The 25,754-nt window shown below is 61.4% G+C and carries 26 protein-coding genes; 15 read left to right on the forward strand and 11 right to left on the reverse strand.

Annotation, left to right across the window (positions count from 1 at the left end; genetic code table 11):
- Positions 1–33: 33 nt before the first annotated feature.
- A complete protein-coding gene (locus C5L13_RS03165; protein WP_105381769.1) occupies positions 34–279 on the reverse strand; it encodes a hypothetical protein in 246 nt (81 codons plus the stop codon).
- An 88-nt stretch (positions 280–367) separates the two neighbouring features.
- On the opposite strand from C5L13_RS03165, the gene C5L13_RS03170 reads away from it, so the two are divergent.
- Positions 368–2,173: a bifunctional diguanylate cyclase/phosphodiesterase gene (locus tag C5L13_RS03170; RefSeq protein ID WP_105381770.1), complete on the forward strand. Its 1,806-nt coding sequence runs from the start codon at positions 368–370 to the stop codon at positions 2,171–2,173.
- 78 nt (positions 2,174–2,251) lie between these two features.
- Positions 2,252–3,256 (forward strand): NAD(P)H-quinone oxidoreductase, encoded by a 1,005-nt coding sequence (locus C5L13_RS03175; protein ID WP_105381771.1) that lies wholly within the window; start codon positions 2,252–2,254, stop codon positions 3,254–3,256.
- Positions 3,257–3,682: 426 nt separating this feature from the next.
- Here the strand turns inward: C5L13_RS03175 and C5L13_RS03180 are convergent, their stop codons facing one another.
- Entirely contained in the window at positions 3,683–4,663 is a 981-nt protein-coding gene (locus C5L13_RS03180; RefSeq protein WP_105381772.1) for a nucleoside recognition domain-containing protein, read from the reverse strand.
- A 120-nt stretch (positions 4,664–4,783) separates the two neighbouring features.
- On the opposite strand from C5L13_RS03180, the gene C5L13_RS03185 reads away from it, so the two are divergent.
- Entirely contained in the window at positions 4,784–5,236 is a 453-nt protein-coding gene (locus C5L13_RS03185; RefSeq protein WP_105381773.1) for an Lrp/AsnC family transcriptional regulator, read from the forward strand.
- A gap of 57 nt (positions 5,237–5,293) precedes the next feature.
- Here the strand turns inward: C5L13_RS03185 and C5L13_RS03190 are convergent, their stop codons facing one another.
- On the reverse strand, positions 5,294–5,836 hold the full coding sequence (locus C5L13_RS03190) for a chloramphenicol phosphotransferase CPT family protein (protein ID WP_105381774.1): 543 nt from the start codon (positions 5,834–5,836) through the stop codon (positions 5,294–5,296).
- A 135-nt stretch (positions 5,837–5,971) separates the two neighbouring features.
- Between C5L13_RS03190 and C5L13_RS03195 the strand changes: the two genes are divergently transcribed.
- The 3 genes from C5L13_RS03195 (at position 5,972) to C5L13_RS03205 (ending at position 8,628) form a co-directional block, all read left to right on the forward strand.
- A complete protein-coding gene (locus tag C5L13_RS03195) occupies positions 5,972–7,030 on the forward strand; it encodes an alpha/beta fold hydrolase (RefSeq protein WP_105381775.1) in 1,059 nt (352 codons plus the stop codon).
- 176 nt (positions 7,031–7,206) lie between these two features.
- Positions 7,207–8,256: a class I SAM-dependent methyltransferase gene (locus C5L13_RS03200; RefSeq protein ID WP_105381776.1), complete on the forward strand. Its 1,050-nt coding sequence runs from the start codon at positions 7,207–7,209 to the stop codon at positions 8,254–8,256.
- A 225-nt stretch (positions 8,257–8,481) separates the two neighbouring features.
- On the forward strand, positions 8,482–8,628 hold the full coding sequence (locus tag C5L13_RS03205) for a DUF1127 domain-containing protein (RefSeq protein WP_105371790.1): 147 nt from the start codon (positions 8,482–8,484) through the stop codon (positions 8,626–8,628).
- Between the two features lie 73 nt (positions 8,629–8,701).
- On the opposite strand, the gene C5L13_RS03210 is transcribed toward C5L13_RS03205, so the two are convergent.
- Entirely contained in the window at positions 8,702–9,439 is a 738-nt protein-coding gene (locus C5L13_RS03210; protein WP_105381777.1) for a DUF3750 domain-containing protein, read from the reverse strand.
- An 84-nt stretch (positions 9,440–9,523) separates the two neighbouring features.
- Between C5L13_RS03210 and C5L13_RS03215 the strand changes: the two genes are divergently transcribed.
- The gene (locus C5L13_RS03215; RefSeq protein WP_105381778.1) at positions 9,524–10,531 is read left to right on the forward strand and encodes an asparaginase; all 1,008 of its coding nucleotides are present in this window, start codon (positions 9,524–9,526) and stop codon (positions 10,529–10,531) included.
- On the opposite strand, the gene C5L13_RS03220 is transcribed toward C5L13_RS03215, so the two are convergent.
- Complete coding sequence (locus tag C5L13_RS03220; protein WP_105381779.1) at positions 10,528–11,283, reverse strand: DeoR/GlpR family DNA-binding transcription regulator; 756 nt, start codon at positions 11,281–11,283, stop codon at positions 10,528–10,530. The two genes, C5L13_RS03215 and C5L13_RS03220, sit on opposite strands and share 4 nt — an antisense overlap.
- A 125-nt stretch (positions 11,284–11,408) precedes the next feature.
- On the opposite strand from C5L13_RS03220, the gene C5L13_RS03225 reads away from it, so the two are divergent.
- Both C5L13_RS03225 and C5L13_RS03230 read left to right on the forward strand, forming a co-directional pair.
- A complete protein-coding gene (locus C5L13_RS03225; protein WP_105382065.1) occupies positions 11,409–11,765 on the forward strand; it encodes a DUF4406 domain-containing protein in 357 nt (118 codons plus the stop codon).
- 54 nt (positions 11,766–11,819) lie between these two features.
- Entirely contained in the window at positions 11,820–12,443 is a 624-nt protein-coding gene (locus C5L13_RS03230) for a glutathione S-transferase family protein (protein WP_105381780.1), read from the forward strand.
- A 1-nt stretch (position 12,444) separates the two neighbouring features.
- On the opposite strand, the gene C5L13_RS03235 is transcribed toward C5L13_RS03230, so the two are convergent.
- A complete protein-coding gene (locus C5L13_RS03235; RefSeq protein WP_158693373.1) occupies positions 12,445–12,648 on the reverse strand; it encodes a hypothetical protein in 204 nt (67 codons plus the stop codon).
- Positions 12,649–12,752: 104 nt separating this feature from the next.
- Here C5L13_RS03235 and C5L13_RS03240 point away from each other — a divergent pair, with 104 nt between their 5' ends.
- On the forward strand, positions 12,753–13,697 hold the full coding sequence (locus tag C5L13_RS03240) for a LysR substrate-binding domain-containing protein (RefSeq protein WP_105381782.1): 945 nt from the start codon (positions 12,753–12,755) through the stop codon (positions 13,695–13,697).
- Here C5L13_RS03240 and C5L13_RS03245 read toward each other — a convergent pair.
- Both C5L13_RS03245 and C5L13_RS03250 read right to left on the reverse strand, forming a co-directional pair.
- The gene (locus C5L13_RS03245; protein ID WP_105381783.1) at positions 13,657–14,304 is read right to left on the reverse strand and encodes a glutathione S-transferase family protein; all 648 of its coding nucleotides are present in this window, start codon (positions 14,302–14,304) and stop codon (positions 13,657–13,659) included. The genes C5L13_RS03240 and C5L13_RS03245 overlap by 41 nt on opposite strands.
- Before the next feature lie 104 nt (positions 14,305–14,408).
- Positions 14,409–15,779: a TIGR03808 family TAT-translocated repetitive protein gene (locus C5L13_RS03250; protein WP_105381784.1), complete on the reverse strand. Its 1,371-nt coding sequence runs from the start codon at positions 15,777–15,779 to the stop codon at positions 14,409–14,411.
- A gap of 229 nt (positions 15,780–16,008) precedes the next feature.
- On the opposite strand from C5L13_RS03250, the gene C5L13_RS03255 reads away from it, so the two are divergent.
- Complete coding sequence (locus C5L13_RS03255) at positions 16,009–17,526, forward strand: sensor domain-containing protein (RefSeq protein WP_105381785.1); 1,518 nt, start codon at positions 16,009–16,011, stop codon at positions 17,524–17,526.
- 20 nt (positions 17,527–17,546) lie between these two features.
- Here C5L13_RS03255 and C5L13_RS03260 read toward each other — a convergent pair whose 3' ends face one another.
- A complete protein-coding gene (locus tag C5L13_RS03260) occupies positions 17,547–18,086 on the reverse strand; it encodes a MarR family winged helix-turn-helix transcriptional regulator (RefSeq protein ID WP_105381786.1) in 540 nt (179 codons plus the stop codon).
- Positions 18,087–18,203: 117 nt separating this feature from the next.
- Between C5L13_RS03260 and C5L13_RS03265 the strand changes: the two genes are divergently transcribed.
- The 4 genes from C5L13_RS03265 (at position 18,204) to C5L13_RS03285 (ending at position 23,720) form a co-directional block, all read left to right on the forward strand.
- Positions 18,204–19,727: an MDR family MFS transporter gene (locus tag C5L13_RS03265; protein WP_105381787.1), complete on the forward strand. Its 1,524-nt coding sequence runs from the start codon at positions 18,204–18,206 to the stop codon at positions 19,725–19,727.
- 43 nt (positions 19,728–19,770) lie between these two features.
- A complete protein-coding gene (locus C5L13_RS03270) occupies positions 19,771–20,781 on the forward strand; it encodes a ligase-associated DNA damage response exonuclease (protein WP_170117190.1) in 1,011 nt (336 codons plus the stop codon).
- Between the two features lie 253 nt (positions 20,782–21,034).
- Complete coding sequence (locus C5L13_RS03280; RefSeq protein WP_105381788.1) at positions 21,035–22,681, forward strand: cisplatin damage response ATP-dependent DNA ligase; 1,647 nt, start codon at positions 21,035–21,037, stop codon at positions 22,679–22,681.
- A gap of 85 nt (positions 22,682–22,766) precedes the next feature.
- Entirely contained in the window at positions 22,767–23,720 is a 954-nt protein-coding gene (locus tag C5L13_RS03285) for an alpha/beta hydrolase family protein (RefSeq protein ID WP_105381789.1), read from the forward strand.
- Here the strand turns inward: C5L13_RS03285 and C5L13_RS03290 are convergent.
- Complete coding sequence (locus C5L13_RS03290) at positions 23,717–24,556, reverse strand: oxidoreductase (RefSeq protein WP_105381790.1); 840 nt, start codon at positions 24,554–24,556, stop codon at positions 23,717–23,719. The genes C5L13_RS03285 and C5L13_RS03290 overlap by 4 nt on opposite strands.
- 245 nt (positions 24,557–24,801) lie before the next feature.
- Entirely contained in the window at positions 24,802–25,686 is an 885-nt protein-coding gene (locus C5L13_RS03295; protein WP_105381791.1) for an NAD(P)/FAD-dependent oxidoreductase, read from the reverse strand.
- Between the last annotated feature and the right edge of the window lie 68 nt (positions 25,687–25,754).

Consider the following 25,754-nt stretch of genomic DNA (forward strand, 5'->3'; position numbering starts at 1 on the left):
CTCTCTAGGCGACGGTCTTCTCACCAGATTGAGTTATTTTTGATCCCGCCACCAATCAAGAAGAGATTGCGAACCATCCTGTCCCAAAAGCGCGCCGTTGATGTTATCGTCGCCTCGGAATAGCCCTTCGACAGCCTGCTTGTCTTTTGCCTGTTCCTCACCGTCGATTTGATAATGCGGGATTGGGCGCCGATTGCGCTGGCCCTTGCACCAAACGCCCGGTCTCCTCGCTCGACCTAACTCGTTATAATATTGAATAAAAACATCTTTCACCGTCACAAAACTTTCATCCTCGGGAAAGGGATTCTTGAGGAATTGATGGGAGCTTCACCGCAATTTTAGGCCATTGCGCGTGGGGTAATGAGTAATGTCGTCTGCGGCCATTTTGGAACCGGGCGTTTTCCGTCGATATGCAAGCGATCAGCTGGTCGCGCTGGGGAAGCTGGTTCTCGAAAACGCTTTCCAGCCGATCGTCGAGATCGGTACCGGCTCCGTCTTTGGTTATGAATCCCTTCTGCGGGGCCAGGAACGGATCGGTTTTTCTTCTCCGCCCGAACTCCTCGATCAGGCGCAGGAAATCGGCCAGCTGCTGGCGCTTGAACAGATGATGGCGACGCGGGCGCTTGCGAAATTCGCGAGCGTTCCGGATTATTCCTCCGCCACGCTTTTCCTCAATCTCGACGTCCGTCTGATCCCGCATGGCCGGCTTTTCATCGAAAAGGTCGTCCAGCATCTGCGGATGGCCAATATCGCGCCGTCTTCGGTCTGCTTCGAGTTTTCCGAACGGTTCGACAATACCAGCGTGCCGGAATTTGCCGATCTGGTGACCCAGATGCGCAAGGAGGGTTTCAAGCTCGCCATCGATGATTTCGGCGTTGGCCACGGCGAGATGAAGCTGCTGTGCGACTATCCGGTCGACTATCTGAAGATCGACCGCCATTTCGTCGCCGGCATCGACCGCAACCCGCGCAAGCGGCACCTGGTGAAGAACATCGTCAACATCGCGCATGTGCTCGGCATCCGGGTGATTGCCGAGGGCATCGAGACGGAGGCGGAATTTCTCGCCTGCCGCGAATATGGTGTCGATCTCGTCCAGGGCTGGTTCATCGCCCGGCCGACGACCTTCGTCAGCGAGCTGCAGCCCTCGTTTCCCTATCTTGCCGATATTGGCCGCTCGCGCCGCTCCAGCCAGTCGCTCGACGAGATCCTCATCCGCAAGCAGATCGAGCACCTGCCGACGGTCTACGAGAACGAAAGCATCGACAGCGTCTTCGAACTCTTCCGGCGCAATCCCCGCCAGGCCTTTTTCCCCGTCCTCAACGCCAATGGCGAACCGCGCGGCGTCATCAACGAATATCACCTCAAGGAATATATCTATCAGCCGTTCGGCCGCGACCTTTTGAAGAACAAGGTCTACGAGCGCACCATCGCCCATTTCGTCGACCGCGCGCCGATCATCGGGCTCGACGCGGAAGCTGAGGAACTGATGAGCCTGTTTGCCAATATGGACAACAGCGCCTGCGTCATCCTGACGGAGAACATGCGTTACGCCGGGGTCGTCTCGGCCGCCTCGCTCATCAAGGTCGTCAACGAGAAGCAGCTGAAGATCGCGCAGGACCAGAACCCGCTGACGAGCCTGCCGGGCAACCGGGCCATCCGCGACTTCATGCAGGAGGCCGGGCGCGACGACGAGCAGACCCGCTTCTTCTGCTATTGCGACTTCGACCATTTCAAGCCGTTCAACGACCATTACGGCTTCCATATGGGCGATCACGCGATCTCGCTGTTTGCGGCGCTGGTGCGGCGCTACTTCTTTTCGGACGACGATTTCCTCGGGCATGTGGGTGGCGACGATTTCTTCATCGGCGTACGGGACTGGACGCGCGATGAACTGACGGAAATTCTCGAGCGGCTTCTTTCCGATTTCCATGACGACGTGATCGAGCTTTATTCGCCTGAAGAACGGGCTGCGGGAAAAATCCGCGGGCACGACCGCTTCGGCGAGGAACGTGACTTTCCGCTGCTTCGCTGCTCGATCGGCGTGCTTGAGCTGCCGCAGGGCCTGTTGCTCGATGATGTCAGCCGCATCGGCGCCGAGATCGCCGCCGTCAAGGCCGAATCCAAGGACAATGACGGCGGCCTCGTCTTCGCGAGCTTCGGCGAGGCAAAGTAACCGCGCGGCGGAACGTCGCCTTTCCGTCGGCAATGGACTGTCCTAAGTCAGTGGCAAGCCACTGAGAGGAGTCCTGCCATGTCGCTTCCCATCCAAATGCGTTTCGTCGATCTTCCGTCCTTCGGCGCCCCGGAGGTGATGGTTCTGGCGACCGGGCCGATGCCCGGGCTGCGGTCCGGAGAGATCCTGGTGAAGGTCGAGGCGGCTGGCGTCAACCGGCCGGATGTGGCGCAGCGTAGCGGCAATTATCCGCCGCCGAAGGACGCCAGCCCCATTCTGGGATTGGAAATTGCCGGCGAAGTCGTCGCGCTGGGCGAGGGTGTGAGCGAATTCCGGATCGGCGACAAGGTCTGCGCGCTCGCGAACGGCGGCGGGTATGCGGAATTCTGCGCTGTGCCGGCCAGCCAGGCATTGCGCTGGCCGAGGGGGTATGACGCGGTCAAGGCCGCAGCCCTCTGCGAGACCTTCTTCACCGTCTGGGCCAACCTTTTCCAGATGGCCGGTCTCACCGAAGGCGAAAGTGTATTGATCCACGGCGGCACGAGCGGCATCGGCACCACGGCGATCCAGCTCGCGCGCGCTTTCGGCGCGACCGTTTACGCCACCGCGGGTTCGAAGGAAAAATGCGAGGCCTGCGAAAAGCTCGGCGCCCTCAGGGGCATCGATTACAAGAGCGAGGATTTTGCCGAGGTCATCAAGACGGAAACCGGCGGTCGGGGTGTCGACGTCGTGCTCGACATGATCGGCGCTGCCTATTTCGAGAAGAACCTGTCGGTGCTCGCCAAGGATGGTTGCCTGTCGATCATCGCTTTCCTGGGCGGCAATATGGCGGAAAAGGTCAACCTGAGCCCGATCATGGTGAAGCGGCTGACGGTCACAGGCTCCACCATGCGACCGCGCACGGCGGACGAAAAGCGGGCGATCCGCGACGATCTCCTGGGACAGGTCTGGCCGTTGCTGGAGGAGGGAAGGGTGGCCCCGGTGATCCACTCCGTCCTGCCGTTCGCAGAAGTTGCGGAGGCGCACAGGCTGATGGAAAGCAGCAGCCATATCGGCAAGATCGTGTTGAGATTGGATGGCTGAAGGGGGCTTTTCGACTGAAAGCTCGCGAATGATAGCGCCAGAAAATTGATTGGCAACTCAATTATATACGCAATCGTTCACATAACTTGCCTTGCAGACTCGGGCTTTGGCCCCTACCTTCATCCCATCATCAACGTAATGAAAGGAAGGTGATCCAATGTCTAATGAGATTTCGGTCTGCGTAACGGGCAATGGAAAGGTGACGGTTTTGACGGGGCAGCCCTCGGCCTGAACTTCATCTTCCTTCGGGCGGCTTACAAAGCGCCCGGGTTCGTTCAACCGGACCAAAACTCATGGAAGGGTCGCCAGCAGCGGCCCTTTTCCATTTCTAGGCGCCGCAAATGTCCATGCTGGACACGTCTGGCAACCCTTCGATGTCAGTGACAGACCATCCTTCGCGGCCGTTCAATGTGCCCGGCGTCGCTTCTAGCCGCCTGCTGCCGTGTTGCAGTCCGCTCGCCGAAAAGCCCATCCGAAAAAGCTCTGATCTGGAATTGACCGAATGAGATATGCAATCAGAGCGGTTGCAGAAATCGCGAATACAATCCTGCCGACGAGCACGCCGACAGCGTCCGCGCCCAATGCCATGACGATCAATGTGTCCTCGATTATACTGTGCGCAAATCCCATGAAGATGCATGAAATAAACACTTGGCGAGGTGACACCTTGCCCGATCGCGCTTCGCGGATGAGCAATCCTCCGCCATAGGAAATTCCCAGAAACAGGCCGACGGCGGTGAACTGCCCGGTCTCGGCATCTATTCCAGCAAGACGCAGCAGGGGCGCGAGGATCTTCATCAACAGAGCCATGAGCCCGGACAATTTCAGAATTTCCAGTCCCCAGGCGAGCGCTGTCAAAATGACGAGCATGAAGACAAGCGCCTCCATCAGCCCTGTAAGGAACCCCATCCAATCGGCAGAAGCGGTTTTCGGGATCCAGGCCGGGTCCAGCGTTTCGGAGAGCCAACCGGTTGCCGCAAGAAGGTGATGGAGCATAATGGCGTAAAGGATGCTGCCGGCGACGCGGATCAGCGTGGTGACGGCAAATCCCGGTCCGGCCTTCTGAATGATCTTCTGCTCGATCGGCAGACCATGGGCAAAAAGCAAAAGCGCCGAGAAAACGGTGATGTCCGCGACGGTCAGCGATGACGCCGGCACCAGCGTAAAGATCATCGGAATCGCACCCCATAACCCTACGAGCATCCCGGTCAACCAGGCCAACCCCAGTTCCGGGGGCAAGCCGAAAAGCTCCATCACCGGCGCTAGGGCAGGGGAGATGGCCTCGATCAGGCCAATCCGGGACATCACTTCGGTCACGATCGTAACCGGAACGATGATACGAACGAGCTCCCAGTAGATTTGCAGTGTTTCCCTGGTCTTTTTAACGGCAAATTCGAGTGCTGACATCACTGTTTCCCAAATCCTGTTGTCTCCGTCGTGTAACCCGACCTCCTTCGCATTTGCGGTCAAATATTGCATCAGAGTGCAATTTTATTGCATTCTTCTTCCGCGGCTTTGGAGGAGCGTATGGACCGGATCGACAGAAAACTCCTGAATCTTCTGCAGCGTGATGCATCTCGAACCAATGTCGACGTGGCCGATGAGGTCGGACTGTCTCCTTCGAGCTGCCTGCGTCGCATTCGGCGGCTGCGCCAGACGGGCGTCATCGACAGGATTGTCGCAATTCTCAATCCTGCCCGCACCGGGCGTGCGTTGAAAGCAATGGTGACGGTCGAATTGAAGCTGCACGGCGAGCAACAGATGCGCCAGTTTTTCGATCGCGCAACCAGAGAGGATGCGGTGGCGCAGGCTTATGCCGTAACGGGGGAAGTTGACGTCGTCCTGATGCTGCATCTTCGCGATATGGAGGAATACGATGCGCTTTGTGATCGTCTCTTTCGGGACGAGACAAATGTGGCAAGGTTCTTCACGATGATGATCATTCGCACTGCAAAGAATGAAACCGCAGTCCCTTTGTAGTCGACACTCAGTTGGTGTCTTGCCGAACCGACCGTCTCATCCCTGATCGCCTTTGCATCAACCCTTCCGACAGTTGAAACTCGAAGAGCGGCGAGCGCTCCGCCACGCTGCGAGGAGCCTCTCGACATTGGCATCCGCACCATCGGCCGAGTTCAGTTCGATGTCGTAGGTTTTGCCGACGTGAACGGCTTCATAGTCGCGCTTGGCGCTACCTACGGGCCGGTCACCTCGAGCTTTTTCCCGCTCGGTCAGCACTTCGAGCGGGCAATGGACGGCGACGAAAAATACATCGTGATGGCGCAACAGATTGTCGAGCGTCTCCAGCCAGCCCTCGGTATCCAGAATGTGTTCCAGGATCAAATCGTTGCCGGCATCGGCATAAACCGCAAGCGATGCGTGAAAACCGTCGAAGAAGGCTTTTCGAGCATTTGCCCATATGAACTCGCCGGTGCGAAAACGGCTTGAAGGGAGCACTCCCGAGTCGCGGAGGTGATCTATGGATATGTGCCAGAATGGTTTTTCAATCCGGGCCTGGAGCTTTTTGGCGATGGTCGATTTTCCGCTGCTGGATGCGCCGTGAAGAAAGATGATCTGTGCCATGGGAGCCTCCGCCTGCTTCACGCGGAGAAATGTTGCAGCTCCGTAACGAGAATATGACGACTCCCGACGTATTCCGGAAGCAGCGGATCTTCCGCAGGCCTGTTACGAGCCCTGCCGCTGAGATATTCTTAGCCGATGAAACTCAGCCAGACCATAAGGTTCTGTACCTCGGCGGATGGTACACGTATCGCCGTCGCGTCGTGCGGGAAGGGGCAGGTGATCCTGCGCGCCGCGCACTGGCTGAGCCATGTCGACTACGATCTCGAAAGCCCCGTGTGGCGGCCATGGGTCCAGACGCTTTCGGCAACAAACCGGTTTGTGCGCTACGATCCGCGCGGCTGCGGCCTGTCGGACCGGCATGTCGCCGATCTCTCGATTGCGGCCTGGCACGCGGATCTGGATGCCGTGGCGGCATCGATCGAAGACCAGCGTTTTGTCCTCCTCGGTCTTTCGCAGGGTGGCGCTCTCGCGATCGCCTACGCCCTGCGGCATCCCGAACGGGTGTCGCATCTGGTGCTGCTGAACGCCTACGCTCAGGGCGCCCGGACGAGAGCGCAGACCGACGCCGAACTTCTGGAAGCCGAAACCCTCGTCAATTTCATCCGCATCGGCTGGGGACGCGACAATCCGGCATTTTGCCAGTTCTTCACCAACCTCTTCATCCCTGACGGAACACCCGAACAGCATCGTTGGTGGGGCGATCTCGAGCGCGTCACGGCAACGGCCGACGTCGCTGCGGAGTTGCTTCGGCAGATGCAGGGGATCGATGTGCTGGATCTTGCGGCGATGCTTCGCGTCCCGACGCTGATCGCCCATAGTCGCGGCGACTTGCGTGTTCCGTTCGACCAGGGCTGTAAGCTTGCGGCTGCAATCCCCGGCGCGCGGTTTGTGCCGCTTGAGAGCAAGAACCATGTGCTGTTGCCGGACGAGCCGGCCTGGGCTGTGTTTCAGGCCGAACTTGCGGCCTTTCTCGGGCAGGACCGGCCAATCCGGCCGCGCGCAATTCGCGATGCGGGTCTGACGCCCGCCGAGGCGACGCTTCTCGACCTCGTCGCCGAAGGGCTCGACAACCATGCGATCGCGGAACGCCTCGGCAAGAGCGAAAAGACGGTACGCAACCAGCTGTCGGTGATCTTCAGCAAACTTGGCGTGCACAACCGCTCGCAGGCGATCGTCATCGCATTGTCGGGGTAAGTCCGACCGGGGAGGGATTATCGCCCCCATGCAGCGCCGACGGGACATCTGTCCCCCACATGGCCTGGTTTTTCCGGCTGCGCGGGACGGACGCATCATGCCCGCCATTGCGACGGGTCTCATCCTCCAGCTCATGGGCGGCAGGACGCCGCCTGAAAACCGGGAGGGAATTCGACATGCCAGAACTCAACCAAACCACGCTGAATGAACTCGTGGGCCGCGTCCTCGGCGACCTTGGCGGAGCAGTCAGCGTGCCGCTGGTGCGGATAGGCGATGCGCTCGGTCTCTATCAGACCCTCAAGGAGATAGGCCCGGCGAAACCCGACGAGCTTGCCGAGGCTACCGGTTGCGCGCCTCGCTACGTACGCGAATGGCTGTCGGCGCAAACGGCTTCGGGCTATGTGCATCATGAGCGCGGGCGGTTCTCGCTGACGCCCGAGCAGTCATTCATCTTTGCGGAGCCGGACAGCCCGGTCAACCTGATCGGCGCTTTCGATACCGCCGCCGCCATGGTCGAGAACCAGCCGAAGGTGCAGGCCGCCTTCAAGACCGGCCGAGGGGTGGCCTGGGGCGATCAGGCAGGCTGCATGTTCTGCGCCGTGGCGCGGCTGTTCAGGCCGGGATATGTCAACGCCCTGGTGCAGGACTGGCTGCCGGCATTGGACGGCGTCATCGCCAAGCTGGAAGCGGGCGCGACGGTCGCCGACGTCGGATGCGGCCACGGGCTGTCGACGATCCTGATGGCGCAGGCTTTCCCACGCTCCCGATTCACGGGCTACGACTTCCATCCGGGCTCGATCGCCGCTGCAACCGCCCATGCCCGGGCGCACGAATTGACGAACCTGCATTTCGAGGTCGGTCGGGCTCAGGACTTCGAGGGGCGCGACTTCGACCTGATCACCTGCTTCGATTGCCTGCACGACATGGGTGACCCGGAGGCCGCGGCGGCTCATATCCGCAGGGCGCTGAAGGACGGCGGCACCTGGATGGTCGTCGAGCCTGCGGCCGGAGACACGCTGGAGGAAAATCTCAATCCGGTGGGCCGGCTCTACTACTCGGCCTCGACGATGATCTGCGTCCCCACCTCGCTGGCGCAGGAGACCGGGCTCGCGCTCGGCGCGCAAGCGGGAGAACGCCGGTTGACCGAGGTGATCCGGTCAGGTGGCTTCACGCGGGTCAGGCGGGCGGCCCAGACGCCGCTCAACATGGTGCTCGAAGCAACCTGAAGGAAATAGCAGCGCCCGTGTTGGACCAAGCAAGGCGGGCGCTCCTTCGTCCCGATCCTGCCGTCGGCGCGAACCTCCGAGCCTATGCACCAGGCGCATGGGTGGCGTGCTAAGTGCGCGCTTTTAGAACAACCGAGGCGGGCCTATATAACAGCCATCGAAGCAAACAGAGGGCGCCAAGGACTGGCAGCCAGGCTTCGAAAATCCCAGGAAAGGGGAACCATCATGAACGTCGCACGCACTCTCAACAATTGGCGCAAGTACCGTCAGACGGTTGCCGAACTGGGCCGTATGACCCCGCGCGAACTCAACGACCTCGGCATCGCACAGAGCGATATCCGCCGCGTTGCTCGCCAAGCCGTCGGCTTCTGATCGCTATCTGACTGCATGTATGTCAAACGCCCGCTGGACCGCGGGCGTTTTGCATTTTGCGCATAGCTGATAGTCAAATTCCGATACGTCCGACTGCCGGCACCTTGATGCCCGGGCGCGCGAAATCCAGCCCCGCCACCAATCCCAGAAAGTGCACCTCGAAACCGCTGCGCACGCCGGCGGAAAAGCCGACGAGGCCGCGCAGCGTGACATGCAGGTCGCGCCAGTCGTCGTCGAGGTGGAAGAATTCTCCGTCGGGAAGATAGTCGCGGCCGACCGCATGCGGCGGCAAGACCGCGCCGAGTTCAGGCACCGTGCGCAGCACATAGGCGACGAAGGTGTTGGAATTCGGTCCCGGCCAGATCGTATAGCCTCCCGGCTCCGCGTAGGGGTAGGCGGCAATCGCGCCTTCGATCTTGGGGATCAGCAGTTCGGCTTCCGCGCCTTTTACGGACGCCACGAGTTGCGGAGCGTTCGAATACCAATAGGCGTCCGGTGGCCGGTGATTTTTTCGGATCGGCGACCCCCAGCCCACCTTGTCGTAGCGCGTGTAGCTTTTCGCACCCTTTGCCTTGGTGACGATCCAGGCATGGCTTGCGACCGCACCCTTCAATCCGCCGGTCATGGCGGAAAACACGTAGACCGCCGCGTCCTCGCTACCGCCCGCTTCCGGCAATATACCCGCCGAAGACCATCTCGCCTCGCTCCAACGTGCGGGCCTTTCCTTGATCGCCCACAAGCCCGCCGAAGCGAAGGTCGGCAGCAGGTAGACGATGAAGATGATCAGAAACAACCGTTTAACGGATTTCATGCTAAGCGCCCCGTGCAAGTCCCGCCGGACTGGTTTATGAGCCGGTGATATGGATCATTGAAAACAGCAATTTCAGGACAGGCCATGCAAAACCCCGTTACCGTCGAAGTTACCAGAGGCAACCTGGTCGAAAGCCGCCACCGTGGCCTCGGTGTCGTCGTGGACGGAGAAGGCAAAACCCTCTTTTCCTTCGGGGATGCGGAGGCGGGCGTCTTTCCGCGCTCGGCCTGCAAGGCGATGCAGGCTCTGCCGCTCATCGAAAGCGGCGCGGCCGATGCCTACGGTTTCGGCAATGCCGAGCTGGCGCTTGCCTGTTCCTCGCATTCCGGCGAAGACGCCCATGTGGCGACCGCTGCCGCCATGCTCGCGAAAGCCGGCCGCGATCACGCCGCGCTGGAATGTGGCGCCCATTGGGCTTTCGACCAGAATGTGCTGATCCATCAGGCGCGCACGCTCGACAAAACGAACGCGCTCCACAACAACTGTTCCGGAAAGCATTCCGGCTTCGTCTGCACCTGCGTCCACACCGGCACGGACGTGAAGGGCTATGTCGGTTACGATCATCCGCTGCAGCAGGAAATCCGCAACGTCATGGAAAGCCTGACCGGCGCCGTGCTCGGTCATGACAATTGCGGCACCGACGGCTGTTCGATCCCGAGCTATGCGGTGCCCTTGAAGGGGCTCGCCCACGGTTTTGCAAAGATGACGACGGGCGCCACCCTTTCTGCCGAACGAGCCAAGGCGTCGCGTCGCCTGATCGAAGCCTGCATGGCCGAGCCCTTCTATGTCGCCGGCACCAGCCGCGCCTGCACGAAGCTGATGCAGGTGGCCCCCGGCAAGATCTTCGCAAAGACCGGCGCGGAAGGCGTCTTCGTCGCAGCTTTGCCGGAGCAGGGGATCGCCATGGCGGTCAAATGCGAGGACGGCACGACGCGTGCCGCCGAGGCCATGATCTTCGCCCTGATCTCTCGCTATTTCGAAAAGGGCGGCGAGGTCGAGACCAAGCTGATGGCGATGGCGAACCGCTCGATGAAGAACTGGAACGGCATCCACGTCGGCGACATCCGCGTCACCGACGCGCTGTTCGCTTAAGTTTCGACGATGTTGACGCCCTGCGATCGATAGGGCGTCAGGCGCTCCTCGTCGATCCCCTTTTCCACGATCATGCCCGCGATATCGGAAACCGGCATGATCGTGCAGGGTGAGGAGGCGTCGATCTTTTCTGCGGTGATCAGGACATAAGTTTCCCCGGATGAGGCGGCGATGTGCCGCTTGATCGCGGCCTCTTCGAAGTCGCCCGTCGAAAGGCCGCGTGCCGGATGGATGGCGGTGGCTCCCAGGAAGAAGATGTCCGGCCGGATCTGCGCGATCTGGGCCATCGCCGCGGCGCCGGTCGCCACCATGGAATGCTTGTAGAGCCGGCCTCCGATCAGGATCACCTCCGCTGTCGGATGATGTTCGAGTTCGGCTGCGATCGTCGGGCTGTGCGTGGCGACCGTGAAGGCAATGTCGCGAGGCAGAGCCCGTGCAATTTCCGCAGTCGAGGTGCCGCCATCGAGAAAGATCATCTGGCCTTGCCGCACCAATCCGGCAGCCCGGGCGCCGAGCCTTTGCTTCACGCCGGACGAGACCGCTCGCCGGGCCGAAAAGTCCGGCAGATCCGGCGATACCGGCATGGCGCCGCCATGTACGCGCCGGAGCAGGCCCTCAGCCGCCATTTCCCTGAGGTCGCGGCGAATCGTGTCCTCCGACAGCGAAAATTCTTCCGCTGCCCGTTTGGCGATCACCTGCCCCTCCCGACGCAGCATGTCGAGGATGAGGCTCTTGCGTTGGCTGGTCAGCATGGTTCTTGACTCTGCATGAAATTACACGAATAAGCATGAATATGCCTGATTTGCTGGAAAAGTAAACCATTCAGGCGGTTTCGTGTAGTTCCGCGATGAATGCGGATGAGTTTGGAGAAACGAACATGCTGATTTTGATTGCCGGTCCCTACCGTTCCGGAACGGGAGACGATCCGGCGAAGATGGCGGATAACCTGAAGCGGCTCGAAGCGCCGTCCTATGCGCTGTTCAAGGCGGGCCACTTGCCGATGATCGGCGAATGGGTCGCGCTGCCGGTCTGGCATGCGGCGGGCGGCAACAGGGTAGGCGACGATCTCTACGAGGAGATTTTCCACCCGACGGCGGGGCGCCTGCTTCAACTTTGCGAGGGCGTGCTGCGTCTGCCGGGAGAATCCAAGGGTGCCGACAACGACGTCCGGATTGCGACAGAGCGGGGCATTCCCGTCTGGTATCGGCTGGAGGACGTTCCGGGCGTCGTCTGACCTTTCCGTGAGGCCAGGCCGTGCTAAAAGGGCATCCTCAAACGGAGGATGCCCATGTACACGCTCTATTTCGCTCCCGGCACCTGTGCGCTCGCCAGCCATATCGCGCTTGCCGAATCCGGCCTGCCCTATGAGGTCAAGCGGATAAGATTTGCCGAGAACGAGCAGCGTTCCGAGGCCTATCTGAAGATCAATCCGAAGGGGCGCGTGCCGGCACTGGTGACTGACAAGGGCGTGCTGAGCGAAACCGTCGCGATCCTCGCCTTCATCGCGCAGGCTGTGCCGCAGGCCAAACTGGCACCGCTCGATGATGCGTTCCTGTTTGCCCGGATGCAGGCGTTCAACGCCTATCTTTCTTCAACCGTCCACGTTGCCCATGCGCATGGCCGGCGCGGCGCCCGCTGGGCCGATGAACCGTCTTCGCATGCCGACATGCTGCGCAAGGTCCCGCACACCATGGGTGAGTGCTTCCGCCTGATCGAAAACGACTTTCTTGCCGGTCCCTATGTGCTGGGCGAACAGTACTCGGTCGCCGATCCCTATCTTTTCACGATAGCGGGTTGGCTCGAGGGCGATAAAGTCGATATCTCCGAATTCCCCCGCGTCCAGGCGCATTACGAACGCATGAAGGCGCGGACGGCAGTTCAAAAGGCGTTTGCGGAGGAAAGTGCCGCCTGAGTCAGGCGCATTTTGCCAGCTGCGTGCTCTCTGTTGCCGGTTCCGCGCGATAAACGCCGGGGAAGGGCAGGTCGGCGAGTTGCCTCAGATCCATGGCGTAGATGTCTGGGTGGCGGAGGGGGTCGTCGTACGCCTCCGTCTGCGCAATCGCTTCGGCCGTCTCCAGCCAGGCTCTTAGCTTCCAGAAAATCTTAAGCGGTGTCATGATCGTCACCTTTCGCAAATTTGTGATCATTTGCAGGTGGAGTATCCTCCCCAGAGGGGGCCGTCGCAATTGAGTTCTTGAAGCGGTCGGTATAGAAAATCTATATGAAGAACCTGAACCTCGTGCATCTGAACGGACTGAGGGCGCTGGAAGCGGTCGGCCGCCTCGGCTCGTTGCAGGCTGCGGCCGAAGAGCTGGGCGTTTCGATCGGCGCCGTCAGCCAGCAGGTCATCAAGGCGGAAGCGCAGCTTGGCCAGCCAGTGTTTCAGCGCCTGCCGAGGGGCATGGTAGCGGTGGACGGGGCTCGGCCCATGCTCGCGCGCCTGACGGAGGGCTTTCATTTCCTGTCGGAGGCGGTCGGGCTCGGGAAACGGCGGGACGATACGTTGCTGACGATCTCGGTCGCCCCGGTCTTCGCGGCCCGTTTCCTTGTCCATCGGCTCGACCGGTTCTCGACGCTGCATCCGGATATACGCCTCAGGATCGATGCGACGACAAGACTTGCAGATCTCGGTACCGGCGACATCGATCTCGCCATTCGTGTCGGGCCTGGCACATGGCCTGGCGTCGATGCCGAACTTCTGATCGAGCAGACCGTGTTTCCTGTCTGTGCGCCGGCTTTGGCCGAGAAACTGAAAGAGCCGCGCGATATCCTGCAGTTGCCGGCAATCATCGACGGCCCCTCGATGTTCTCTTGGGACATATGGCTGAAGGAGGCAGGGCTTGACGGATCGAGCATGGCCACCCGCCACGTTTTCAACGATGCCTCGCTTTGCCTCGACGCGACCATTGCCGGGCAGGGCGTCATGCTCGCCTGGCATACGCTGGCCACCTATGCGCTGGAGCAGGGCCGGCTGGTCGAGCCCTTTTCGGTGAGCGCCCGCACCGGCATGGGGCACTATCTCGTCACCCGCGCCGGCGCACGATTGCCGGCGAAGGTGAAGGCGTTCAGGGAGTGGCTGAAGAGTGAACTGCCGCCGCCCTTGGAAACGCGAGGGATAACTGGCCTTACGCCGGTTCGGCGAGGCGCTTCTCCCACATCGCCTTGAAGGAAGGGCGGGCCTGGCATGTTTCGAGCCACGCCTTCAGCGCCGGCCGGTTTTCGAAGAGGGCTTCGTGCCCCTGAGCATAGCGAACGATTTCCGCGACATTGATGTCGGCCACGGTGAAGCGGCCGCCGACCATGTGGCTGTTCTTGGAAAAATGCTTTTCCAGCACATCGAATGGCCGCTTCAGCAGGCGGGCCGCGACCTCGATCTCCGATTTGCCGTCGTCCGTGTCCGCTTTGGTCTGCTGGATCTTAAGCGCAGATGCCTCGATGCTGGTGGCAGCGAAGAGCGACCACTGGATCATCAGCGCCTCTTCGTTGATGTCCCTGGGGCCGACGTCTCCACCGTATTTGCGGGCGAGATAGAGCGAGATTGCGAGCGATTCGTGCAGCACGAAGCCATCGTCGTCCATCGACGGAATGGAACCCATCGGATTGAGACCCAGGAAGTCTGCCGAGAGCGTATTGATCGGCGCCTCCGCGGCCATCGGCTCCGGCAGGCGGTAAGCCTGGATGATCGGCACGAGCTCGAACGGGAGGCCAAGTTCTTCGACAAGCCAGAGCGGGCGCGTGGCCCGCGAGCGATAAACCCCGTAGATTTTCAGCATGATCGTTCCTTTTTGAAATGCTGGCGCAAGCTATGGCGCGCTTGCGCAAAACAAAAGATCAATCCGCGTTGAACAGCCATGAAAGTTTTAGATCGATGGACGCCTCAGACGATCCTGTTTCCTTCGATCGTCAGATGCGGAAAACCCGTGCCATCGCCACGGCCGAGTTCGGCGGTGGCAGCCTGTTTCCAGCGATGGCCGATCACCGCCCCGTCCCTGACCTTGTCGAAGAGGTTGCCGGCGATCAGGGCGTTGCCCGCGCCCTCGACGACGGTCACGGCGCAGCCGACCTTCGCCTGCCGCACGATGTTGCCGCTGGCGATGACGTTGCGCAGATAGGGGCCGAACCCGAGCGCCAATCCCCAGAGCGGGACGTTCTCGATGACATTGCCGGTGACCGCCGTATCCGCTTCGACGCTGATGCCGACGCCGAAGATTGCCTCGTCCAGGACATAGGGTCCGGTCGGTTTGAGATTGCGGACGACGTTGCCGGCGATAGTTGCCAGCCGGCCGCCTTCGTTGAAATTCACGACGGAGATGCCGTTTGCCGCGCCGTCGACGATATTGCCCGAAATCATCGCGCCTTCGAAGGCGAATTCGGCGTAGATCGCCGTCTCTCCCGAGCCGAAGCACTGGTTGTTGACGATCTGCGCATTCGAGGCGCTGTTGGCGCGTATGGCGGAGAAGGCGGAATCCGAAATGTGGTTGCCCGCAACCATCACGTTGTCGGCGCGGAACAGGTTGATGGCATTGCCGTACTGCCCGGTGCCGCCGTTCGTGGCGCCGATCCGGTAGAGACGGTTGCCCGTGACCATGGTTCCGTCGGTGCCCTTGTTCCATCGATGGATCAGAATGCCGCCGTTGCCGCAGTCGAAGATCGTATTGGCGGCAACTGAAAGGCTGCTGCTTTCGACCGCGAAAAGACCGTATTCGGCAGCGCTGGAGACACGATTTCGTTCGATCCGGCCGCCCGAGCGTTCGAGATGCAGTGCGGTCTTTTGCGATCCGACGATTTCGCAATTGTCGATGACGGCATTCTCGACGCCCCGCAGGTGGACGAGCGCCGGGCTCCGGTCGTCGAGCCGGCCGTTTGCTCCGTCGATGACGATGTTGGAAAGTTCGATCCGCCGCGCTCCGTCACTCCTGATGAGGTGCCCGCCGCCCGAATAGACGAGCCGGGACGCTCCAGCCATGCCGGTGATGCGGGCGCCATCGGGCAGTTCGAGATTGGATACCTGGTAGTTTCCGGGCGGCAGGAAGACCGCCATCTTCTGGCGGGCCGCCGTTGCAATGATCTCGTTGAGCTTGCGGCTCTGTCTGTCGCCTCCGCCGGGCGTGACACCTTGCTTGCTGACATCGATGGAACCACGCAGGTCCACGGGCGCCAGGCCGGAGGAACTGGCCAAGGCGCGCGGCGCAACTCCGGCGGCGGCCGCACCGGCTATCGTCGTCAATACGGCGCGTCTCGAAATCATCCGGCATGCTCCCCCGTCGTTAGCAAAGCATTTGCCATACCCGTTCTTTGCATAGGTGTACTACGAAATAGGCTTGGAAGAATGGTGCTAAAGGGCTTTTTTAGAGGCTTCAAGAATGGCAATTTCATAATGTTCTTAAGCACCGCTAAGGATTTTTCCGCCATTCTGTGCCGCAGCGTGGTTATGGGGGCTTGCGCTTTTTTAAAGCGGATTGAAAGGAGACACGGGGATGGTGGAAACCCTGTCATATGGCCTGCCTCGGCCCGCCGTCGCTGATCCGCTCGATGAACTCTGCAGTCGCCTTCTGCGTATTTCTACAGACAGTGATATCGATTTGGATGTTGCGCTGGTGACGCGCGAGATCGAGACGCGCACCCTGCTCGATCAACTGCCCGAATTCATCTATGTGAAAGACAGGCGCGGCCGTTTCGTCTTCGCCAATGCCGCTGCCGGCCGCAACAGCAGGTTTCACGACGGTTCCGACCTGATCGGCAAGACCGATTTCGACATCCTGGACCATGCGACCGCCCGCGAACTCTTCGCGATCGAGCAGGAGGTCATGTCGACCGGAACGGCAGTGGAAGGGCGCGAGGAGCGCATTACGCTGCCGGGCGGGCGGGTGTTGTGGCTCACCACCTCGAAGATGCCGTTGCGCAACGCGGATGGATATATCGTCGGCCTTGTCGGCATCTCCAGGGACATCACCGAGCGCAAGCGCCAGGACGACCGCCGGCACGGCCATGCACGCCTCCTGGAAATGATCGCCCGCGGCCAGCCGCTGCGGGCGGTGCTGGATGCATTGGTCCGCACCGTCGAGGAGGAACTTGACGACGTCACGGCCTCGGTCCTCCTTCTGGAGGAGGGAACGGACCGGTTGCGGCATGGCGCGGCGACAAACCTGCCTCCGGCCTACACGAAGCTGATCGACGGCATTCAGATTGGACCGAAGGTCGGCTCCTGCGGCACTGCCGCCTGGAGGCGCGCGCCCGTGGTGGTCAAGGACGTCATGACCGACCCGCTGTGGGAGGATTATCGCGAACTTGCGAAGGCGTTTTCCCTCGGTTCCTGCTGGTCGACGCCGATCATGGCGCCTGATGGGGTGGTTCTTGGTACTTTTGGACTTTATTCCCAGGCTGGCCGAGAGCCGACGGAACTCGAGTGGGAGTTGACCGCCATGGCGACCGATATCGCCGGCATCGCCATCGAGCGCGCCCGCAACGAAGAGCGCATCCGGCATATGGCGCATCACGATCCGCTGACCGGCCTGCCGAACCGGACACTGTTCTGGACGCAGTTCAGCCGTGCCTTGCTTGAGGCGCGACGGGAAAACCGCAAGGTCACCGTCGCCTATATCGACCTCGACAATTTCAAGCAGATCAACGATACGCTCGGCCATGCCGCCGGTGACGAGGTGTTGAAGACCTTGTCATCCCGCATGGCCCGCTGCATCCGGGCGAGCGATCTCCTGGTCCGTCTCGGCGGCGACGAATTTGCGATCGTCTTCAGCAATCCGAGTCACGATGACCTCGGCGTGCTGCGCCGCCTGCAGGAACTGCGGACCGGGATTTCCCGGCCATTCTTCATCGAAGAGCACTCGGTTGTCGCGACCTGCAGCATGGGTGTGGCCTTTTTTCCGCAGGACGGCGATACGCCGGAAGCCTTGCTCGCCCGCGCCGACCGCGCCATGTACGAGGCCAAGGACATGGGCCGCGACAAGCTGCGCGTATCAGGCGGCGAGGGGATTTAGTCGTCTCGGCGTCGCGTTGATTACTCCGTACCCGTTGGTTCCGTTGGGTCGCGAGCTTTGTCCGGCATCACATAGATCCCTTCGAAGCCGGAGACGAACTTCTCGAAAAGAACGGAAAATGCGTTGATATCGTCTTCTGGCCAGCCTTCGAGCACATGGGCGAGAAGCGAGCGCTTGACCGCCCGGATTTCCGCAAAAAGGCTTTCCCCCAGATCCGTCGCCACCAGCAGCGAACGCCGCCCATCCGCCTGCGAGGCGTCGCGGCGCAGGATGCCGCGGGCGACGAGGTCCGCGACCAGCCGGCTGCCGCGGGAGGGGTCGATGCGCATCGCTTCGGCGATCGCTCCCACGGTCGCTTCGCCTTCGATGCGGCGGATCACCTCCAGCACGTCGAGATGCGAGATTTCCAGCCCGGGAACTATCCTGGCGACAGCCGTTCGCCCGATGATCCGCCGGCCGATCAGAAGACGCATGCGCCCAAGCGTTTCGCCGATGCGCGTCACGTCCGCCGGTGAGGGAGGGGCTGCAGTGTCCTGTCTTTGGGCGCTTTCAGTCGTCATTGTCTGAACATATCAGAGCGTTTTCGTTCCTCCAATAGTTCTTTGCTGTCAGCAGCAAAGTGCCGTTGACAATTATATGCTGAAAGCAGATAAATTTTTTGGAATCTGGATTGTCTCATGGATATGACCCGACCGGCCAGTGCGCCACTCGTTGCCAGCCACCGCCAACGGCTGGTGATCTTCTGTTTTCTCCTGACGGCGCTCTTCATGGCGACGTTGGACAATCAGATCGTTTCGACGGCCCTGCCGACCATCGCCGCTGAATTCGGTCAGCTGGAACGTTTCGGCTGGGTCGGATCCGCCTATCTTCTCGCCACCAGCGCGACCATGCCCGTCTATGGCAAGCTCGGGGATCTGTTCGGGCGAAAATACGTGATGATCGCCGCGATCGTGATCTTCACCATCGGCTCGCTGACCTGCGGTCTTGCGTGGTCGATGGATTCGCTGATCGCCTCAAGGGTGCTGCAGGGCATGGGCGGCGGCGGCATCATGGTCTCGATCTTCTCCATCAACGCCGATCTTTTCGAGCCGCGTGAGCGGGCGAAATACCAGAGCTATTCCAGTCTGGTGATCATGGCCTCGGGAAGCGTGGGGCCGCTGCTTGGCGGCACAATGAGCGAACTCTTCGGCTGGCGCTCGATCTTTCTGATCAACCTGCCGATCGGCATCATCGCCCTGACCGGCATCATGTTGCTTCTGCCCTATCGCCGTCCCGTCCGCAGGCCGAAGATCGATTACATAGGCGCGATCCTGCTAGCAGCGACCGTCACGAGCTTTGTGGCATGGGCAGACAGCGTCACGCTGTTCGGCTCGCTGCTTGCGTGGCAGTCCTTGGTTATCGTGGCGTTCGGCATGCTCTGTGCCGCTCTCTGGATCTTCGTCGAGTCCCGTGTGCCCGAGCCGATCGTGCCGTTGAAGCTTTTCCGTGATTCGACCTTTTCCCTGTTCCTGATCATCGCCTTCTGTTCCGGCGGCATCGCGATCGGCATGGTCAACTATTTTGCGCTCTTCCTGCAGACAACGACCGGGCTTTCGCCATCGAGTGCGGGACTGTTCTTCATCGGTGCGACCTCCGGCATCGTCATCGGCTCCATATCTGCAGGCCGGCTGATCTCCATCACCGGCCGCTACAAGCCGTTCACGGTCGCGGGGTTGACGCTGAACATCGTCGCCCTCTTCCTCTTTTCGCAACTGACGGCCGGAACGCCTCTGCCGGTGATTTTTGGCCTGATGTTCCTGCAGGGCCTTGCGATCGGCTTCGGCCAGCAGGCTCCGATCATCGGCGTGCAGAACTCGGCTCCGCGTGACGATGTCGGCGCGGCGACCGGTGCCGTGACCCTGATGCGCATGGCCGGGGCTTCGATTGCGATTTCGCTCTATGGCGCCATCATCGCTGCGGGACTGCGCGGGGTGGAGACCGACATCCCGGGCGTTACCGACATAGGCTCGCTGACGCCGCAAATGCTCATGGATCTTCCGGATGCTGCCCGCCTTGCCGTGCAGCATCTGTATGCCGGGGCCTTCACATCCGTGTTCACGACGGCGACGATAATTGCCGTGACGGGTCTGCTGGCCGGTCTTCTCCTGAAGCCTGTTCGTCTTCCCCCGGCGAGGCCGGCCGACAAGCCCGACGTAAGGTGACGCTCATCTGGCGGCGCGCCATTTTTGCCCTATCTTCAAGGACATGAAACCAGAGGCCCTGCTTCATCCCACCCCGGCCGGGCTCTTCTGCCCCATCGGCCGTTTTCACGTCGATCCGGTACGTCCCGTCGAGCGGGCTTTGATCACGCATGGCCATTCCGATCATGCCCGAGCCGGCCACTCGAAGGTTCTGGCGACGCGTCAGACCCTCGATATCATGCGGATACGTTACGGCGAGGGTTTCGCCGGATCGGAACAGGCCGCCGCCTTCGGAGAAGAAATCGACATCGAAGGCGTCAGGGTGAGCTTTCATCCGGCCGGACACGTGCTTGGCTCGGCGCAGATCGTCATCGAGAAGGACGGCTTGCGCATCGTCGTCTCCGGTGACTACAAGCGCGGCACCGACCCCACCTGCGAACCCTTCCTGCCGGTTGCCTGCGATGTCTTCATCACCGAGGCGACCTTCGGCCTGCCGGTCTTCCACCACCCCAATCCCAAGGAGGAGATCGCCAAGCTTCTCACCTCGCTGAAACAGTTTCCCGAGCGCAGCCATCTGATCGGCGCCTATGCGCTTGGCAAGGCGCAGCGCGTCATCCGGCTGATCCGTGATTGCGGTTATTCCGAACCGATCTTCATCCATGGCGCGCTTGCCAGACTCTGCGAATATTATACCGGCGAAGGGATAGATCTCGGCGACATCCGTCCGGCAACGATCGAAAAGAGCAGCCCCGAAGCCTTCAGGGGCGCCGTCGTCGTCGGCCCGCCATCCGCGTTCCAGGATCGATGGGCGCGGCGCTTCAACGAGCCGCTGATCGCTTTCGCCTCCGGCTGGATGATGGTGCGCCAGCGGGCGAAGCAGGGCGGGGTCGAGCTGCCGCTCGTCATTTCCGATCATTGCGACTGGCCGGAATTGCTCTCGACCATCGAGGAGATCGGACCGTCCGAGGTGTGGGTGACCCATGGCCGCGAGGAGGCTCTGGTGCGCTGGTGCGAGTTGAAGAACATCCCGGCCCGGCCGCTGCATCTCGTCGGTTACGAAGACGAGGGGGATTGATGGTGATGGTCTTTTCTGCCCGTGCCGTCGACACCCCCCTCCGCCCTGCCGGGCATCTCCCACACAAGGGGGGAGATCGGATCTGGCACGACCTTCCCGCAACAGCTGCCGTCTCGCTTGCTGCAAAGGTAACGAGGCTCAATGGGGCAATGGCGGTACCGCGAGTCGATCTCCCCACCTGTGGGGGAGATGCCCGGCAGGGCAGAGGGGGGCGGACACGGCACGCCGGTTATTTTCTGCGAGGGCCAAATTCATGAAAGCCTTCGCGACCCTCCTCGACAGGCTGGTGTTCACCCCCTCACGAAACGGCAAGCTGACCCTGCTTGCCGACTATTTTCGCGATACGCCCGATCCTGATCGGGGTTATGGCCTTGCCGCGCTCGCCGGCGCGCTCGACCTGAAAAGCGTCAAGCCGGCCATGCTGCGCGAGCTGGTATTGGAGCGCATGGACCCCGTCCTCTTCCAGTATTCCTACGATTATGTCGGCGATCTCGCCGAGACCATCTCGCTTGTCTGGGACGGCACCGCGAAGGATACCATCGACGATGACCATCAGCCGCGTCTCGGCGAGGTCGTCGTCCGCATGAACTCGCTCGGGCGCACCGAAGTCCGCTCGGCCGTTCGCGATCTGCTTGACAGGCTCGATACATCGAGCCGCTTTGCGTTCCTGAAGCTCGCGACCGGGTCGCTTCGCATCGGCGTGTCCGCCCGGCTCGCCAAGCAGGCTCTCTCCGACATGAGCGGCCCCGGCGACAACAGGAAGGACGTCACGGAAATCGAGACGTTGTGGCACGGACTTTCCCCGCCCTACGAACCACTCTTCGCCTGGCTGGAGGGAAGGGCCGAGAAGCCGGCGCTGGCAACGCCCGCCATCTTCCATTCGGTCATGCTGGCAAATCCCGTCGAAGCGGGCGATCTCGAAAAGCTCGATCCGCTGGACTATGCCGCCGAGTGGAAATGGGATGGCATCCGCGTCCAGATGTCGAGTTATGGCGGCACGAAGAAGCTCTATTCCCGCTCCGGCGACGATATCACCGGCGCCTTTCCCGATATCGTCGAGGCGATTAATTTCGAAGGCGTCATCGACGGCGAACTGCTGGTCGGCGGCACCGACCGGTCCAACAGCCCGACGCGAACGTTTTCCGATCTGCAGCAGCGGCTGAACCGCAAGTCGGTGACGGGCAGGATGCTGGACGAATACCCCGCCTTCGTGCGCGCTTACGACCTGCTCTTTGAGGGCGATATGGATATCCGCGCCAGATCCTTCTTCGAACGCCGCGACCGTCTGGCTGATGTCATCGAGCGCGCTCCACACGACCGGTTCGACCTCTCCCAGCTCGTGCCTTTCACCACCTGGGAGGGGCTGGACCGCCTGCGCGTGGCACCGCCCGATCCGGTCATCGAAGGGGTTATGATCAAGAAGAAGGACAGTCCCTATCAGGCCGGACGCCTCAAGGGGCCGTGGTTCAAGTGGAAGCGTGATCCCTATAATATCGATGCGGTGATGCTTTATGCCCAGCGCGGCCATGGCAAGCGCTCGAGCTATTACTCCGATTTCACCTTCGGCGTCTGGGCCGAGACGCCGGACGGCGAAGAACTGGTGCCGGTCGGGAAGGCCTATTTCGGCTTCACCGATGCGGAGCTTGAAGTGCTCGACAAATTCGTGCGCGACAACACGATCGACCGGTTCGGGCCTGTCAGGGCGGTGCGGGCCGAGCCCGGTTTCGGCTTCGTGCTGGAAGTCGCCTTCGAAGGCATCAACCGCTCGACCCGCCACAAATCCGGCGTCGCCATGCGCTTCCCGCGCATCGCCCGGCTAAGGCAGGACAAGCTGCCACGCGATGCCGATCGGCTTTCGACGCTGACGGCGATGTTGGATGCGAAAACGGGACCAGGCTGATCGCCGATCTCAAATCATTGAGTGGACAGCGCCATGGCCGAGTGCTGAGATCGCACGAGGCTAACAGTTTCGGGAATCAGAAGGCATGGCAGACGATCGGGTGACTTCCTCCACGCGTTTTTCCCAGGGCGGCCCGACCCGCCGCGCACTTCTTGCTGCAACGGCAGGCCTGTCGGCGGCGACGCTCCTGCCGGCATCGGCGAACGCGGCCGTTTTTCCCGTTCCGGAGATACTGCCACTCGAAAAGGGAGACTATGCCGAGGCCCGTCGGCGCTTCCGGACCAATCTCATCAAAAAAGGCCCGGCTCCGGAAAAATCGGAACCGCTCGGCACGCCGTCCGGCGCAAGGCGCGTTTTGTATCACGGCGGCCCGGAAGGCTCGATCGAGCTGATCGCCTGGCTTTCCCACTACGAGCCGTCGGCGAAATTGAAGCCCGCGGTTCTCTTCCTGCACGGCGGCAATGCCACCGGGGACGGGCATTGGGAGCTGATGAAATCCTACTGGGAAGCGGGTTTCGTCGTCCTCCATCCGTCCTTCCGCGGGGAAAACGGCCAGGCGGGCAATTTTTCCGGCTTTTACGACGAGACCGCCGATGCGCTCGCGGCCGCGAACTATCTGGAATCTCTGCCCGGGATCGACAAGGGCCGCCTCTTCCTCGCGGGCCACAGCAATGGCGGCACGCTGTCACTCCTCGCCTCCATGACGCGGAAATTCCGCGCCGCCGCGCCGATTTCGGCCGGCGTCAATTCATGGCGTTTCTTCGGCCGCTACGATCGCGAAATCCGGTTCGACGCGGATGATCCGATGGAGTTCATCATGCGCTCTTCCGTCTGCTTTGGCCCAAGCCTCAAATGCCCGACCCTTCTGCTACGCGGCACGGAGGAGCGACCCTTCGACAAGGATCACCAGCTGCTGATCGACCGAGCCCGCTCCGCCGGCGTTTCCATCGAGGCAAAACTCCTGCCCGGCAACCACAATGGCGTCGTCCCCGGCGCAGTCCTCGAAAGCATCCGCTTTTTCAACGAGGTCGCCGCTTAGTCGATCCGCGTATCAAGTGCCACCGTCTCCCAGGCGGCGAGGTCTTGAAGGAGCTGTTGTGCATGGGCGCGGATGGCGGCGATCGAGTCCTCGCCGAGTTGCAGGCGAAGTGGTGTCCGTTCGGCTCTGAGGGCGAGGTCTATGGCACGTGCCGCCTTGGCCGGATCACCTTCCTGCGTGCCGTCCAGGCCATGGGCGAAGTCGCGCGTGCCGCCGACGATGTCGCGATAGGCGTCCATGACCGGCATATGTTTAAGCGCGTCCGCTGCAAAACCGGTGCGGAAGGCGCCGGGCTCGACGATCAGCGCCTTGATACCGAACGGTGCGACTTCCTGCGCGAGCGCTTCGGTCATGCCTTCGAGAGCGAATTTCGATGCCGAATACGCGCTGAACCCACCGAAGGAAAGCTGGCCGCCGAGGCTTGAAATGTTGACGATCGCGCCGCTCTTCTGCGCCCGCATCTGTGGCAGAACCGCTTTCGTCGCGGCCACGGCGCCGAAGAAATTCGTTTCCATCTGGGCACGCAGTTCCGATTCCGACGTTTCTTCGATCGCGCCGACAATGCCGTAGCCGGCATTGTTGATCAGCACGTCGATGCGACCGAAGCGTGCTGTCGCCGCCTCAACCGCCGCCTCCGCGTCGCCGACAGTCGTAACGTCCAGCTTCTGCACCAGAACCCGTTCCGAGGCGGCAGCGGCCAGCGCCTCGAGTTTCGCAGGCGTGCGGGCGGTCGCGACGACGTTGTAACCCCGCTCGACCGCGTAACGGGCGAAAGCCATGCCGAAGCCTGACGAGGCGCCGGTGATGAACCAGGTCGTGTTTGTTGTGCTGCTCATGTTCCTTCTCCGCAGGTTGATCCACTTGTCTTGCGACAGGAACAGGAGAATGCCGCAAGAGGTTGCATTCGATCATATGGTTCAGTTCGCATTGGTTGTGCGATATGTATATGAATGCGCGATCTTCTCATCCGGCAAGGGGAGAGCTCAAATCCGTTGCCGATCTGGTGGGCCAAACTGCGCGCCTTTATCGATGTGCGGAGGCGCCTCGCATCCCGGCGGTGATGCGAGAGCCGGCGTGCGACCTACCTGAAGATCAATGACTGGTGGGCTGCCGCTCCGGCGATGTTGCCGTCTCCAACCGCAAGCGCGACCGATCCCGCAGCTCTCGCAGCGTCCCCGCAGGCGAAGACGCCCGGCACGCTCGTTTCCTTGGTAAGGTCGGTCCTGATGAACGGATAGAGGCCGTCCTCCTCGAAATCGCAGCCGAGCTGTTCGGCGATAGCGCTTGCGAGCCGGGGTTTCGGCAGCACGAAAAGCCCGGCAAAGCGGCGGGTGCGGTCATCCTCGAAGACGACGTCCGCATGGCCGTTGATCTCCTTGACCTTTGCCGTCTCGATCGAGACGCCTCGCTCATCGAGTTTCGCCTGCTGTTCGGCGTCCGGCGAAAAGCAGCCGTCGAGCATCAACGTCGTCCGCCCCCAATCCGGCAGCATCAGTGCGTGGTGCATGGAGGCTTCCGAGCTGGCGATCACGCCGATTTCGCCCTCATTGAGTTCATATCCATGGCAATAGGGGCAGTGGAAGGCGGAGCGTCCCCAGCGCTCGGCAAGCCCGGGAATATCCGGCAGATCGTCGGCCACTCCGATTGCCAGCACCAGCCGCCGGGCGAAAAGATGCTGCCCGTCACCGGTTCGAACGGAGAAACCTTCGCCCTGGCTTTCCGCCTCTTGCGCGCGGGAATCGAGCCATTCGACCGTCGGATAACGCAGCAGCTGGTCGCGGGCATCGGCGGCGATTGCACCGGGTGGGCGCCCGTCCTGGCCGAGAAATCCATGCGATGTCGCGGCGAACCGGTTCCGGCGCATACCTTCGTCGATCACCAGGATCCTTCTGCGGGCGCGGGCGAGCTGGAGCGCCGCCGAAAGGCCGGCATAGCTGCCGCCGACAATGATGGCATCGTAGGACATCGTTTAAACTCCTCGCGTTTCTTGTTACATCGTAAGTTACATGATGCGCTCGCGTCAAGAGTTTGTAA

Origin of the sequence: Neorhizobium alkalisoli, assembly GCF_002968635.1 — a bacterium.
Lineage (GTDB): Bacteria > Pseudomonadota > Alphaproteobacteria > Rhizobiales > Rhizobiaceae > Neorhizobium > Neorhizobium alkalisoli.

Excerpts from the sequence above, each read along its gene's own strand:
- C5L13_RS03240 (WP_105381782.1), top strand. The coding sequence starts at position 12,753 with ATGAAGAACCTGAACCTCGTGCATCTGAACGGACTGAGGGCGCTGGAA.
- C5L13_RS03185 (WP_105381773.1), top strand. The coding sequence starts at position 4,784 with ATGGACCGGATCGACAGAAAACTCCTGAATCTTCTGCAGCGTGATGCA.
- C5L13_RS03285 (WP_105381789.1), top strand. The coding sequence starts at position 22,767 with ATGGCAGACGATCGGGTGACTTCCTCCACGCGTTTTTCCCAGGGCGGC.
- C5L13_RS03230 (WP_105381780.1), top strand. The coding sequence starts at position 11,820 with ATGTACACGCTCTATTTCGCTCCCGGCACCTGTGCGCTCGCCAGCCAT.
- C5L13_RS03265 (WP_105381787.1), top strand. The coding sequence starts at position 18,204 with ATGGATATGACCCGACCGGCCAGTGCGCCACTCGTTGCCAGCCACCGC.
- C5L13_RS03235 (WP_158693373.1), bottom strand. The coding sequence starts at position 12,648 with ATGACACCGCTTAAGATTTTCTGGAAGCTAAGAGCCTGGCTGGAGACG.
- C5L13_RS03205 (WP_105371790.1), top strand. The coding sequence starts at position 8,482 with ATGAACGTCGCACGCACTCTCAACAATTGGCGCAAGTACCGTCAGACG.
- C5L13_RS03245 (WP_105381783.1), bottom strand. The coding sequence starts at position 14,304 with ATGCTGAAAATCTACGGGGTTTATCGCTCGCGGGCCACGCGCCCGCTC.
- C5L13_RS03270 (WP_170117190.1), top strand. The coding sequence starts at position 19,771 with ATGAAACCAGAGGCCCTGCTTCATCCCACCCCGGCCGGGCTCTTCTGC.
- C5L13_RS03215 (WP_105381778.1), top strand. The coding sequence starts at position 9,524 with ATGCAAAACCCCGTTACCGTCGAAGTTACCAGAGGCAACCTGGTCGAA.
- C5L13_RS03250 (WP_105381784.1), bottom strand. The coding sequence starts at position 15,779 with ATGATTTCGAGACGCGCCGTATTGACGACGATAGCCGGTGCGGCCGCC.
- C5L13_RS03255 (WP_105381785.1), top strand. The coding sequence starts at position 16,009 with ATGGTGGAAACCCTGTCATATGGCCTGCCTCGGCCCGCCGTCGCTGAT.
- C5L13_RS03195 (WP_105381775.1), top strand. The coding sequence starts at position 5,972 with ATGAAACTCAGCCAGACCATAAGGTTCTGTACCTCGGCGGATGGTACA.
- C5L13_RS03295 (WP_105381791.1), bottom strand. The coding sequence starts at position 25,686 with ATGTCCTACGATGCCATCATTGTCGGCGGCAGCTATGCCGGCCTTTCG.
- C5L13_RS03220 (WP_105381779.1), bottom strand. The coding sequence starts at position 11,283 with ATGCTGACCAGCCAACGCAAGAGCCTCATCCTCGACATGCTGCGTCGG.
- C5L13_RS03180 (WP_105381772.1), bottom strand. The coding sequence starts at position 4,663 with ATGTCAGCACTCGAATTTGCCGTTAAAAAGACCAGGGAAACACTGCAA.
- C5L13_RS03175 (WP_105381771.1), top strand. The coding sequence starts at position 2,252 with ATGTCGCTTCCCATCCAAATGCGTTTCGTCGATCTTCCGTCCTTCGGC.
- C5L13_RS03200 (WP_105381776.1), top strand. The coding sequence starts at position 7,207 with ATGCCAGAACTCAACCAAACCACGCTGAATGAACTCGTGGGCCGCGTC.
- C5L13_RS03290 (WP_105381790.1), bottom strand. The coding sequence starts at position 24,556 with ATGAGCAGCACAACAAACACGACCTGGTTCATCACCGGCGCCTCGTCA.
- C5L13_RS03190 (WP_105381774.1), bottom strand. The coding sequence starts at position 5,836 with ATGGCACAGATCATCTTTCTTCACGGCGCATCCAGCAGCGGAAAATCG.
- C5L13_RS03225 (WP_105382065.1), top strand. The coding sequence starts at position 11,409 with ATGCTGATTTTGATTGCCGGTCCCTACCGTTCCGGAACGGGAGACGAT.
- C5L13_RS03170 (WP_105381770.1), top strand. The coding sequence starts at position 368 with ATGTCGTCTGCGGCCATTTTGGAACCGGGCGTTTTCCGTCGATATGCA.
- C5L13_RS03260 (WP_105381786.1), bottom strand. The coding sequence starts at position 18,086 with ATGACGACTGAAAGCGCCCAAAGACAGGACACTGCAGCCCCTCCCTCA.
- C5L13_RS03280 (WP_105381788.1), top strand. The coding sequence starts at position 21,035 with ATGAAAGCCTTCGCGACCCTCCTCGACAGGCTGGTGTTCACCCCCTCA.
- C5L13_RS03210 (WP_105381777.1), bottom strand. The coding sequence starts at position 9,439 with ATGAAATCCGTTAAACGGTTGTTTCTGATCATCTTCATCGTCTACCTG.